The organism is Suttonella ornithocola, from assembly GCF_001889065.1.
In the GTDB taxonomy this organism is placed as follows: domain Bacteria; phylum Pseudomonadota; class Gammaproteobacteria; order Cardiobacteriales; family Cardiobacteriaceae; genus Suttonella_A; species Suttonella_A ornithocola.
Window position 1 is genome coordinate 1 of record NZ_LWHB01000091.1, and the last position, 12,430, is coordinate 12,430.

At 37.9% G+C, this 12,430-nt stretch carries 11 protein-coding genes and 2 pseudogenes; 9 read left to right on the forward strand and 4 right to left on the reverse strand.

All coding sequences use genetic code 11. The annotated features are described in order from the left end of the window. A partial coding sequence (locus tag A5N85_RS07535; protein ID WP_211268103.1) for a transposase occupies positions 1-184 on the forward strand: 184 nt, incomplete at its 5' end. 86 nt (positions 185-270) lie between these two features. Here the strand turns inward: A5N85_RS07535 and A5N85_RS07540 are convergent. From A5N85_RS07540 to A5N85_RS07555, 4 genes and pseudogenes are all read right to left on the reverse strand, one after another. Further along, positions 271-711 (reverse strand): annotated as a pseudogene (locus A5N85_RS07540) (GntT/GntP/DsdX family permease); the annotation flags it as partial. A 252-nt stretch (positions 712-963) separates the two neighbouring features. Next, entirely contained in the window at positions 964-2,382 is a 1,419-nt protein-coding gene (gene thrC, locus A5N85_RS07545) for a threonine synthase (RefSeq protein WP_072576684.1), read from the reverse strand. An 8-nt stretch (positions 2,383-2,390) separates the two neighbouring features. Beyond that, complete coding sequence (recJ, locus tag A5N85_RS07550; RefSeq protein WP_072576685.1) at positions 2,391-4,082, reverse strand: single-stranded-DNA-specific exonuclease RecJ; 1,692 nt, start codon at positions 4,080-4,082, stop codon at positions 2,391-2,393. Beyond that, on the reverse strand, positions 4,082-5,395 hold the full coding sequence (locus tag A5N85_RS07555) for a homoserine dehydrogenase (RefSeq protein WP_072576686.1): 1,314 nt from the start codon (positions 5,393-5,395) through the stop codon (positions 4,082-4,084). The genes recJ and A5N85_RS07555 overlap by 1 nt, the downstream gene beginning before the upstream one ends. A 153-nt stretch (positions 5,396-5,548) precedes the next feature. Between A5N85_RS07555 and A5N85_RS07560 the strand changes: the two genes are divergently transcribed. The 8 genes and pseudogenes from A5N85_RS07560 (at position 5,549) to A5N85_RS17265 (ending at position 12,268) form a co-directional block, all read left to right on the forward strand. Continuing rightward, the gene (locus A5N85_RS07560) at positions 5,549-6,106 is read left to right on the forward strand and encodes an RNA 2'-phosphotransferase (RefSeq protein WP_072576687.1); all 558 of its coding nucleotides are present in this window, start codon (positions 5,549-5,551) and stop codon (positions 6,104-6,106) included. A gap of 419 nt (positions 6,107-6,525) precedes the next feature. Then, positions 6,526-7,254, forward strand: a complete 729-nt coding sequence (locus A5N85_RS07565) for a phosphatase PAP2 family protein (protein WP_084601697.1) — start codon at positions 6,526-6,528, stop codon at positions 7,252-7,254. Positions 7,255-7,317: 63 nt separating this feature from the next. Then, a complete protein-coding gene (locus A5N85_RS07570) occupies positions 7,318-7,659 on the forward strand; it encodes an outer membrane protein assembly factor BamE (RefSeq protein WP_072576688.1) in 342 nt (113 codons plus the stop codon). A gap of 2 nt (positions 7,660-7,661) precedes the next feature. Continuing rightward, positions 7,662-8,936 (forward strand): serine--tRNA ligase, encoded by a 1,275-nt coding sequence (serS, locus tag A5N85_RS07575; RefSeq protein WP_072576689.1) that lies wholly within the window; start codon positions 7,662-7,664, stop codon positions 8,934-8,936. A gap of 8 nt (positions 8,937-8,944) precedes the next feature. Next, a complete protein-coding gene (locus A5N85_RS07580; RefSeq protein WP_072576690.1) occupies positions 8,945-9,313 on the forward strand; it encodes an HIRAN domain-containing protein in 369 nt (122 codons plus the stop codon). A gap of 39 nt (positions 9,314-9,352) precedes the next feature. Further along, complete coding sequence (gene phoU / locus A5N85_RS07585) at positions 9,353-10,039, forward strand: phosphate signaling complex protein PhoU (RefSeq protein ID WP_084601699.1); 687 nt, start codon at positions 9,353-9,355, stop codon at positions 10,037-10,039. Between the two features lie 67 nt (positions 10,040-10,106). Next, entirely contained in the window at positions 10,107-10,727 is a 621-nt protein-coding gene (locus A5N85_RS07590; protein WP_072576692.1) for a C40 family peptidase, read from the forward strand. A gap of 135 nt (positions 10,728-10,862) precedes the next feature. Beyond that, positions 10,863-12,268 (forward strand): annotated as a pseudogene (locus A5N85_RS17265) (chloride channel protein). Positions 12,269-12,430: the final 162 nt, after the last annotated feature.

A 12,430-nucleotide genomic window follows, 5' to 3' on the forward strand; every position in this document is an offset into this window, starting at 1 on the left:
GGTGAGAGAAGCACTGTTACCTGAGTTACCTAAAAACAGTGTAATTGTCATGGACAATGCCGCTTTTCATAAACGCAGTGATATTCAAGCAATCATTGAAGAGCATGGGCATGAAATAGTTTGGTTACCCCCTTATAGTCCAGACTTAAATCCCATTGAAAAGATGTGGGCTTGGATTAAGTAAATCCGCAAAGAATGGCGGATGGATTGTATTGATACTTTATTCTTTTATCTGCTTTGGCTTGGATTGGGTTTTAGATGATTTCACTATAACCCTGTCGCTAATGCAACACTCATCGCCACACTAGAAACTTTTAAGCGCCCTGCTAACGACTCTTTCAATGAATTTAAAATAACAAAACCAGAATCACAAAAGACTGGAACAGAAACAATCGCACCAACAATTGACATTGCTAAAGTTGGAAATCTATCGCCAATTAAACGAATAACCGATTCAGCCATAACAATTGCTGCACCTGTTTTTTCTAAGACCAAACCAATTATCGTACCAAAAACAATAACTAAGCCAATATAGCCTAAAATACCACCAAATCCCTTTCCAATAATATTGGCAATTTCATCCAGCGGTAAACGAAAGCAAAAAGCTGTGATAAATGAAGCCAAAATCAATACTAAAAACGGATGCCATTTTAATTTTGCCGTCGCAAAAACAATAAAAGCAATAACCAAAGCGAGAACCGCTATCATCATCTATCTTTCTCCTAAAAAACAATAAATTAAAATAAGAATACCTATCAAAGTATTTTTAAAGCTTAAAAAATATATATAAAAAGTTAACAAAAAGAAAGATGGATAGAAAACAATCTTAAATCATTTTCTATCCATCCTTAATTTAAAAAGATATTTTATTTTCGAAACGAATACCTATTTTAATTCAATAAAACTTACCAATTAAAATACAATTTTATAAATCAAATAATTAAAAGCGAAATATTCTCTTAATTATTTATTCGACAATCTTTTTTCAATATATTTTTTTAAAACATCTACATTATTTTTAATTTCATCGCAATGTCGTTCTTTCTGCTCAATATCATTAAACCGCTCAGGACGAGTAGGCTGATGTCCTACTGCTTCAATCACTGTTTCTTCAAATTTGGCAGGCAATGCTGTTTCTAAACATATCATTGGAATCCCTGATTCAGCTCTCTGCTGACCAATCAATACGCCGTCCGCAGTATGTGGATCAATCAAGCGATGATACGTTTCGTTGATAGTTTTAATAGTTTGTAAACGATCTTGATGTGTTGAGCGCCCTGCTGAAAAACCGCTGATTTTCACCGCTTCCCAAGCATTATGTGCATCAATCGCAGGAATATCACCATTAGCAATTTCTTCCCACCAATGTGCGATTTGTTCAGGATTTTCACCACTCATTAAATAAATATAGCGTTCAAAATTTGAGGCTTTACCAATGTCCATTGATGGACTAGAGGTTTTCGCAACATCTTTACCTGGTCGAACGCGATATTTACCCGTTGTAAAAAACTCATAAAGCACATCATTTTCATTAGTGGCGACAATCAATCGACGAATGGACAATCCCATCGCCTTTGCTAAATAACCTGCAAAAACATTACCAAAATTACCACTTGGAACCGTAAAATCAACGGGCTCTCCGATAGAGATTGGTAAAGCAAAATAGGCTTTAAAATAATACACACACTGTGCTAAAACACGTGCCCAGTTGATAGAGTTTACCGCACCAATATGGTATTTTTCCTTAAACGCAGCATCTGCATTAACGGCTTTAACCAAATCTTGGCAGTCATCAAATACGCCCTCAACCGCAAGATTATAAATATTAGGCTCATCTAAACTATACATTTGTGCTTGTTGAAAAACACTCATACGGCCTTGAGGCGATAGCATAAAAACATTAACATTTTGCTTACCAAGCATTGCATATTCAGCAGCTGAGCCTGTATCCCCAGAAGTTGCCCCTAAAATATTTAGAGTTTCGCCACGTTTAGCTAAAACATATTCAAACATTTCACCTAAGAACTGCATAGCAATATCTTTAAAGGCTAATGAAGGACCATTAGAAAGCTCTAGTAAATATAAGTTACTCTCTCCTAAGCGGGTTAATGGCGTAATCTCCTTATGATGAAACTTCTCTTCAGTATAGCTACGCTCAATAATCGCCCGTAAGTCCGCTTCTGGGATATCTGTAATATAAAGACGCATAATCTCAAAAGCTAAATCTTGATAGCTTAAAGGACGCCATTTTTCTAAAGTTTCCATTGAAATTTGTGGAATACTTTCTGGCATAGCTAATCCGCCATCTGGTGCTAATCCTGTCAGCAACACATCGCTAAATTGCCCAAGTGATTGACGACTACGAGTAGATTGATACTGCATAAACTTCCTTAAGATAATAAATGATAATGGGGAGATTCGGCATAAGTAATAAGCAAATTTAATCGCTCGTCACCATAAAAGCGATTCACTTGCACCTGATAAACCGCCCGAATCGTTTCTCCATATTGCCAATCAACACTATGAAAAAACCATGTTGCAGGTAGTGATTTACCGCTTTGAGGATGTCGTAACATTAAGCGCGTATGCTGTGCGCCTAGTTTTCGACATTCAGTAACGGTAAAAGTATTACAAAAAGTTGGGATAGGCAAGCCCGCTCCCCAAGGCTCTAATTGTTCTAAATAGCGTGCCCAATTCACATCTAACAAATGTTCGGGCAATTCGCCATCAATATATAGCGGTTCTTCAGGAATATGCCCAATCTCTTGGACAAACGTTTGATTTAAAGCTTGTACTAATGGGACGTAATAATTTTTATCCACCGTTAGCCCAGCAGCCATTGCATGACCGCCAAAATGTAAACTAGCTTCAGGAAGCTGAGTAGCTGCCTTCTCTAATAATTGATGAATATTGACGCCATTGATAGAGCGTAAAGAAGCTTTAATTTGCTGACCATCCGCCGTATCTGTAGCCACCAACGCCGGGCGCTGGTAGCGACTTTTTAAACGAGAAGCCACAATACCAATCACCCCTTCATGACCTTGTGGCAAATATGCGCTGGCAATGGCTTGACTAGAATCTACCGTCGCACTAGCTTTTATCACCATCTCATTTTCTAATGCTTTACGGTCTCTGTTAAGTTCATCTAATAAATGTGCATAATCATTTGCTGTTGCCCAATCATCTGTTAATAACAGACAAACGCCCTCTTGCATATCCTCTAAACGCCCAACTGCATTTAATCTTGGCGCAACCGCAAAGCCAATATCGCTTGGAGATAACGTATCAATAGAAAGACCTGCAACGGCACATAATGCCCTAATGCCAATATTTCCTTGCCCGCTTTGTAAACGGCGTAAACCTGCTTGCGTTAAAATTCGATTGTTATAATCTAAAGGGACAATATCGGCTATCGTTCCCAAAGCCACCAAGTCTAAATACTCTGTTAATTCACAAGGAAATGCCTGTTGCTGTTCTCTTCTAAATTGTCGTAATGCCAGCAATAGATAAAATACAACACCGACTCCAGATAAATTAGGAGAGCCAAACTGGCTATCTTGCCGTTTTGGGTTAACAACTGCAAAAGCATTAGGCAAAGTAGTATCTGGTTCATGATGATCCGTCACAATCACATCTACGCCTTGCTTGACCAATTGCTCTACCGCAGAATGCGAGCGAATTCCATTATCGACGGTAATCAGCAAATCTGGTACGGCGGTTAAAGCTTCAATCCCAGAAAGGCTCAAGCCATAACCATGCACCAGTCGATTAGGAATAAAAAACGACACTTTTGCGCCTAGCTGTTTTAACACCCGAACCATCAATGCTGTTGAGTTTGCCCCATCAACATCATAATCGCCATAAATTAAAACCTGCTCGCCTTTATCAATTGCTTCACTTAATCGACGTGCCGCCACATAAATATCAGGAATGCCCTCTGGTGGTAATAGCCTCTTTAAATGTTTTTCCACTTCCTGCGCATTCTGTAAACGCGCCGCATAAATTTCTCGCACCAAAGGATGCCATTCCTGAGAAAAGTCCTCTGGTGAAGACAACTTAGGGCGTAAACAAATTTTTGGCATCAGTAATCAAAATATTCCACACGAATACGACGGACGGGTTCGCGAACCGCCTTCATCGCTTCAATCGCAGACAAAGCATTATCCAACCGACTCTCATTAACCTCATCCGTTAACACAATTAGCGGAACCACATTGTTCACTTTTGCTTCCGTTTTTTGCACAATTGACTCAATCGAAATCGCATTTTCTGCCAAAATCTTAGTCATTTCTGCTAAAACACCAACCTCGTCTTCCACCGCAATCCGCAAATAATACGCAGAACGAAAATTTTTCGGCGATAACACTGGTAACGCTTGAGTATCTAAAACCTTAGCAAAGCCAAACTCTGCCAACCGACTTTCACTGTCTAAATTTAACTCACGAACAGCATCAATCAAATCCGCGACCACCGCAGAAGCCGTCGGCAATCGTCCAGCACCGGGACCATAATACAAACTATTGCCCACCGCATTGCCTTGCACCTGCACCGCATTCATCACACCCTTCACACTTGCCAACATATTATCGCTAGGAATTAACGTCGGATGCACTCGAATTTCAACCCCATTTTCACGACGAATCGCCAGTCCTAAATGCTTAATAACAAAACCTAACTCCGCAGCATTTTCAATATCTGCTGGCGTAATCGTATCAATTCCTTCCATATAAACACGATCAAATTGCAAAGGAATACCGAATGCCAAAGACGCCAAAATCGTAATCTTATGCGCCGCATCCGTGCCATTAATATCAAAAGCCGGGTCGGCTTCCGCATAGCCCAGCGCTTGCGCTTCCGCTAAAACATCAGCAAACGCTCTTCCCTGCTCTGTCATCGCCGTTAAAATAAAATTTCCCGTTCCATTGATAATACCAGCGACCGATTGAATCGCATTACCGCTCATACTTTCACGTAATACCTTAATCACAGGTACCCCACCTGCTACCGAAGCTTCAAAAGATAATTCTAACCCACGATCTCTGGCTAACTTAAACAACGCTTGCCCATGCTTAGCAATTAACGCTTTATTGGCAGTAATCACATGCTTATCATGTTTCAAAGCCGTTTCAATAAGTGTTTTAGCAGGTTCTTCTCCACCCATTAGTTCCATGACAATCGCAATCTCCGGATCGGTTACCAATTGCATTGCATCGGTAATACATTCAAACGGTAACGCACTGGTATCAATGCCTGACCAATCTCGTTTAACAACCGTTTTTACGCTAATCTCATAGCCACAACGCCGCTCAATTTCTTTAGCGTTTGCCTTAAGCACTTCTACTACACCTTGACCTACTGTGCCATAGCCAAGAATACCGATATTTACGCGCTTCATTCTGCCTCTTATTGTCAAAAAAATGTCAGTATAGCGGAAAAAAATTGAATGATAAGCGCTTCTTTTCTGTTTAATTGATGCCCAATACATTTATTGAGAAAGCAAAATAAATTACGATAGTCTATATCTAATCTTATCCTTAACTTTAAAAATATGAACAAACAAAACTTAACCAAAATCAGTAAATTTTTAAGCTACGTCCTACGACACAAACCAGAAGAAATTGGATTACAGTTAAACAGTGAAGGTTGGGCAAAAATTAGTGAACTCATTGCGGGCGCAGAAAGAAAAGGCTATCACTTAAATACTGAATGCATTTATGAAATTGTTGCGACAAATGATAAAAAAAGATTTGCATTATCTGAAGATAGACAATATATAAGAGCCGTTCAGGGACATTCCACAAATACCGTTGACATTACTTTTGCTGAAAAAACGCCACCTAAAACGCTCTATCATGGCACTGCGAGCAGAAATATTGATGCTATTTTTAGAGAAGGATTAAAGCCAGGTTCTAGACAATACGTCCATTTATCTGATAACACAGAAATCGCTAAGAAAGTAGGCATGCGTTATGGTAAACCTGTAATTCTCAAAATTGATACAGAAAAAATGTGCAATAGTGGGCATATATTCTATCAAGCAGAAAATAAAGTCTGGCTAACCAAAGCAGTACCAACAGAATATATATCCATTCTTGATATTAAATAAATAATAGTAGTGGTTAAAAAAGTATGCATCCAAGAAATAAAACGATAAGCAACGTTTCGAAGCATTCATAATAACGGCTGTATTAGTTATATCTAGATTTAATGCACTAGCTTTTTAAACTATTACCCATATTTTGGGGATATACTTATAACAAATAGATATTTAATATTTCCTTTGAAAAAATAAAATTCAATGTTTTTGTTTTCACAGGTAAAGATGAATTATTATTACAGAAACAAGCTACAATTGATGCTTTACAAGCATTAATTAATTAACTTAAAAAAATCCTAATTTTTAATATTTTTCTATAAAAGCTTCTGATTAATACATTAAAAAGACGCTAGACTAGCAGGAACAATCTGTTAATCTAGAGTCTTTTTCAAATATTCGCCAAATCATTTTTCGAAGGATTTAAATACATGCACTTAAATATTCGTCTTATCTCAACAGCATTTTTGTTGTTATTGATACCTTTTGCTTTTTATCTAAGTGGTTGGTATTGGAAAAATGATAGTGAATTCAGTTATACTATATTGATAATACTCTATTTTATAACAGAAACAGGGAGCATTCCTACTGCTGTAATTATTAGTTTTCTACTAACCTTTTGCTTATGGCGGAAACTTGGCAAACACCATACTTGGTTAATTCTTGCCTTATCAATCATCTCAATGACAACCACTCAAATCACTAAAAGCCTCTTAAAGAATCATTTTGCAGAACCTCGTCCTTATATTGCGGCTATGCATCAATATGATAAAACTGCTATCAAAAAATTTTATATGAGCAATAAAACTCAACAACAGCAAGAAGTTGCTACCTACTATCTTCATTTTGACCATAAAATTCCACACTTATTAACTCAGCATCGAATTAAAGAGGTGGCGTATCGTTTTCCCTCTGGACATACTATTTTTGTTGCGAGTTGGGCATTTTTATTTATCGCACTTTTACCGCGTAAAAAAATTAGCTATTTTGTGATTATATGGGCAGCCTTAGTTATGGCTAGCCGAGTACTTTTAGGGATGCATACACCATCAGATTTAGCAGCATCCGTGCTTTTAGCATTACTTATTAACTGGCTTCTACTTTGGGGATTTTTTTCTATTATTCAGTCAAAAAATAACTTCAACTTACACTATCAATGATAATGACATTCATCAAGAAGCAGCTATAATAATCCATTATTTTCATCGATGAGAAAGCTATTTATGAAACGGTTGACTACTATTTTTTCTAGTCTTTTCCTAGCATTTATATTAAGTGCTTGTAGCTATTCCCCCTTTCTTTATAAAACGGATATCCAGCAAGGAAATATCTACACTTCTGAACAAGCCGCACAAATTCAACTCGGTATGAATCGAGAATTGGTGCATCAAATTTTAGGTACACCGGCAGTAAACGATCCTTTTCATGCAAATATAGATAACTATATTTTTACTTTCAAAAGCGGATCAACCAATCGACTTTATCGTCGTAGCCTTACTATTCAATATACCAATGGAGTAGTAACCAGTGTCCGAGAAAATCCCCTAATAATTGAAAATAAATAATTATGTTAGACAGTAAACTTTTACGCAGTGACATCGCCGCTGTTGCTGCTGCCTTAAAGACTCGCGGCTATGACTTCCCTATTGAGCAATACGAAGCGCTAGAACGCTCAAGAAAAGAAGGACAAGTTAAAAGTGAACAACTTCAAAGCGAACGTAAGAAACTCTCTCAAGCTATTGGCAAAGCAAAAGCCAAAGGAGAATCTACTGATGAGTTGATGAAGCAAGTTGCCGCTTTAGACGATGAACAAGCAACTGCAGATAAAATTTTTAACGAATCGCAAAATGCTTTAGATGCACTTCTCTCAAGCGTTCCTAACCTTCCTGCTCAAGATACCCCAATTGGCGAAAGCGAAGAAGAAAATGTAGAAATTCGTCGTTGGGGTGAACCTCGCGTTTTTGACTTCACGCCTAAAGAGCATGCCGACTTAGAAAATATTGGACTAGACTTTGAAAGTGGTACTAAATTAGCTGGTGCAAGATTTACTGTACTACGTGGTGCCTTAGCTCGCTTACACCGCGCACTTGCGCAATTTATGATTGATACCCATACTGCAGAACATGATTATCAAGAAACCTATCTTCCTTATTTAGCAAATGCACAAACCCTATATGGCACAGGGCAGCTGCCAAAATTCGAAGAAGATCTATTTAAAACGCAATTAGGTGAACGCGATTTTTACTTAATCCCAACCGCTGAAGTACAGCTAACTAATTTAGTAGCCGATACCATTCTTAACGAAGCGGATTTACCACTTCAATTGGTTTCTCATACCCCTTGCTTTCGTTCAGAAGCTGGAAGCGCTGGGCGTGATGTAAGGGGAATGATTCGCCAACATCAATTTGATAAAGTTGAAATGGTACACATTACAACGCCTGAAGATTCAGCGACTGCGCTAGAAAGACTAACCAATCATGCCGAAGCCATTTTACAAAAACTTAATCTTCCTTACCGTGTAATGGCGCTTTGCACTGGAGATATGGGATTTAGCGCACAAAAAACCTATGACCTAGAAGTTTGGCTACCCGGTCAAGGAAAATATCGTGAAATTTCCTCTTGTAGTAATTGTGGTGACTTCCAAGCCAGAAGAATGGGCGCGAGATATCGTGTAGAAGGGCAAAAAAAACCTCAATTAGTTCATACTTTAAATGGTTCAGGTTTAGCAGTTGGCCGTACCTTAGTGGCTGTACTAGAAAATTATCAACAAACAGATGGCAGCATTGTTATACCAGAAGTATTACATCCTTATATGGGTGGAATCACTACTATTCAAGTATAGATACTAATATGTTTAAAAAGCTCAAACAATGGTTAACTTCTTTTTCGCCTAAACCAATCATTGCGCACGTTCCTATTGCAGGTTTGCAATATTATCGCGCGGCTGAACTCTCAACACTTATGCATCAAGGTGATGAACTCAGCTTTGAGCATAAACCTAACAACCCTCATGACCCTGATGCTATTATGGTTTTTTGGCTACGTAATAAAATCGGTTATATTCCTAGTAGCCATGCCAAATGTCTAAAAAATCTTCTTCAAGAACATCAGTCCTTATATGGAAAAATTATCGAATTAGATACAAATACCGGCGAAAGTCGGTGGGTAAAAATCAATATTTATCCACACCCAAATACTCTTGAAATAAAACAGACATAAAAGCTCGCTAATATTTATCTAATTGTAACTTACGGAATAATGATGGAAAGACATACTAGCTCACGCTTCGACGAAGAACTACATAATCTTCATAACATGACTATGGAAATGGCAAAACTCTGTGAAAGTCAGCTTCACATCATTCGTCGATTTCTTAAAGATGAAATACCATTAAATGTATTGCAAGAAATAGAAACACTTGACGATAAAATTGACCGCTATCATGTAGATATTAACTTAGAAGCCACTCGGCTCATTGCCAAACGTGCGCCAGTTGCGATTGACTTAAGATATATCAGTGCGACATTCCGTATCGTAACAGACCTGGAACGAATTGGAGATGAGTGTTGTAAAATTGGACGTTTTCTACGAAAAGAACAGGTCAATCCACAAATTCGAGTTTGGCGAGAAATTGGTGCGGTAACACGTTTAGCCAAAAACTTACTTACTCGAACTATTGATATGCTGGCTCGCTCTGATGCTGAAGCTGCTTATTTACTCATTAATGACGATGCTGAACTAGATGAAACCTATCATAGCACAGCTCGCCTAATTGCTAGTTATATGATTGAAGATGCTTCTATTATCACGCAAAGTATTGATGTTCTTATGGCAGCTAAAGCACTAGAGCGTATTGGAGACCACTGTATCAATATTGCCGAAGCAATTATTTTTGCTCAAGAAGGGAAAGACATTCGCCACCAATCAAATCGTGACAAAGCTTAATAAAAGCTTTACAATCTTTAATCTGAAGCAATCCACAGCTTTAAACTAATTATTGATTGAAACCACCATGTTAAAACCTATCTTATTCATACTGAGCTTTGTTGCTTTAAATTCCACAGCTACGCCATTAAGCGCGTTACAATTTAAAAGCAATCGCCAACAATCTTCTGTAAATAAACAAAAAGTGGAAAACACTTCCAAATCAAAACTAACCATACGTCAATCTCTGATTGCTACTGGTAAAAACCTTATTGGCACTCCTTATCGTTGGGGGGGAACGACACCTAAAGGATTTGATTGCTCAGGTTTTGTTCACTATCTTTATCAGCAAAAAGGCTATCAACTGCCTCGTAGTAGTCAAGAACAGTTTAAAGCGCTGACACCGATTGAAAATCCACAACCCGGCGATCTCGTTTTTTTCCGTCGTGGAGGTAAAATTACACACGTTGGACTTTATATTGGGGACGGTAAAATGCTTCACTCACCACAAACTGGTGAACATGTGCGTATTGAAAGCATACAAAAACCAAATTGGCAAAAACGTTATGCTGGGGCGCGTAGAGTTTTACCACTAAATACCTCTTATACAACCAAGCAATATGCTAAAAATACCATTCGCTCATCTACTACTGAAACTTCGAAAAAGACATTACCTAAGAATGAGAATGGAAAATTTACGGTGAAATAATCCATTAAAAGAAAGCGGAAACAATTTCTTTTGGAACAATTTTTCAGTAAAATATTCTAACTTTTTATCATAAACTAGTAATAAAACACGCAGTTAAGAATTGCGTGTTTTATTACTTTTCTGCTAAATAATCATATGCACCCAAATACAAGATTACGAGCAAAAATCGCGCATAAAACCGCCCAAACTAAACGTCTATCCAAGCATACCTTTGAAACCCTTTTCCTTATTATTGGCGCAGGACTAGTAGCGCTTTGTGCATTACTATTTGCAAAAACTGCTGATTTTGCATTAGAAATGAATGCAAAATTTGTCCAACACTTTCCATTAGCCGCATGGATTATTCTTCCTTTTGGAATGATGTTCATTAACTATCTTACTCGTTCTTATGCCCCTTATACATCTGGTAGTGGCATTCCACAAGTAATTGCCGCTATCCACCTCCCTTATAGTTCACATAAAACTCGATTGGTTCAATTAAAAGAAACTTTGCTAAAAATACCACTAACTTTTTTAGGAATGCTCTGTGGTGCTTCAATTGGTAGAGAAGGTCCATCAGTACAAGTAGGTGCTGCCGTTATGGTTTCATGGGGAAAGTGGTGTAAAAAAAGGAACTTAGCATTTAAAGGACTGGAAGAAAATAACCTTCTAGCTATATCGGTGCTGCTGGCGGATTGGCAGCAGCTTTTAATGCGCCTCTTGCAGGTGTTATTTTTGCAATCGAAGAACTTGGACGAGGAAAAGCCTTGCGTTGGGAAAGAGGTATCTTAATTGGCGTGGTTGCTTCAGGATTATTCCTCATATCCATAGAAGGCAATAGTCCTTATTTTCCACTTATTTACCATAGAAGTAATTTTTCTTATCCATTGTTATGGATTAGCATTTGTGCCATTGTTTGCGGTATTGCGGGCGGATTATTTGGACGAGCGCTCAGTATTGGAGCGGGCGCTTTTATTCCTAAAAAATGGAGGCAGCTACCTGCAAACTACCCTTTAATAACAGCAGGAATATGCGGACTCATTTTAGCTGCTCTAGGAACCTACTATCATGGACAAACCTATGGAACGGGTTATTACACCGTTGCAGAATCCTTAAGAGGTGATCCGAGTTTACATTTTGGCAGCCTCTCTATTGGCAAATGGCTAAGTACCATTGCCTCCTACTGGGCAGGTATTCCCGGTGGTATTTTTACACCTTGTTTAACCATTGGTGCAATCATTGGGCAAAGCATTGCCGAACTGACTCATTTCTCCATTCCTTCTGATATATTAGTCTTATTATGCACCGCAGCTTTTTTAGCGGCCGCAACACAATCTCCTTTGACTGCAAGCGTTGTCGTTATGGAAATGACTGCAACACAAAACCTTCTATTTTGGATGCTCGTTTGCACCATTACCGCATCGGTTATTTCTAGACAATTTTGTCCTAAGCCTTTTTATCATTTTTCTGCAACAAAATTCATCAAACGTATTCAAGAAAAGCAAAAAGCAGAATATGAACAACTTGCCAATGATATGCATAAAAAACTTAACCAAAAATAAAATGTTACAAAATTGGTAGTGGTTTGAAAAGTATGCTGGAATTTTATCAAATAATCCAATGGTAGTTAAATATTTAAATATCAATATATTAAAAGAAATATTTTTTGTAAGAGTATGGTTAGCATACTTTTCAAACACTACTAACAATTTATTTAAAAAATT

Bases quoted from the DNA above. Each gene is read 5' to 3' on its own strand.
- thrC (WP_072576684.1), bottom strand. From the start codon at position 2,382: ATGCAGTATCAATCTACTCGTAGTCGTCAATCACTTGGGCAATTTAGC.
- recJ (WP_072576685.1), bottom strand. From the start codon at position 4,082: ATGCCAAAAATTTGTTTACGCCCTAAGTTGTCTTCACCAGAGGACTTT.
- A5N85_RS07555 (WP_072576686.1), bottom strand. From the start codon at position 5,395: ATGAAGCGCGTAAATATCGGTATTCTTGGCTATGGCACAGTAGGTCAA.
- A5N85_RS07560 (WP_072576687.1), top strand. From the start codon at position 5,549: ATGAACAAACAAAACTTAACCAAAATCAGTAAATTTTTAAGCTACGTC.
- A5N85_RS07565 (WP_084601697.1), top strand. From the start codon at position 6,526: ATGCACTTAAATATTCGTCTTATCTCAACAGCATTTTTGTTGTTATTG.
- A5N85_RS07570 (WP_072576688.1), top strand. From the start codon at position 7,318: ATGAAACGGTTGACTACTATTTTTTCTAGTCTTTTCCTAGCATTTATA.
- serS (WP_072576689.1), top strand. From the start codon at position 7,662: ATGTTAGACAGTAAACTTTTACGCAGTGACATCGCCGCTGTTGCTGCT.
- A5N85_RS07580 (WP_072576690.1), top strand. From the start codon at position 8,945: ATGTTTAAAAAGCTCAAACAATGGTTAACTTCTTTTTCGCCTAAACCA.
- phoU (WP_084601699.1), top strand. From the start codon at position 9,353: ATGATGGAAAGACATACTAGCTCACGCTTCGACGAAGAACTACATAAT.
- A5N85_RS07590 (WP_072576692.1), top strand. From the start codon at position 10,107: ATGTTAAAACCTATCTTATTCATACTGAGCTTTGTTGCTTTAAATTCC.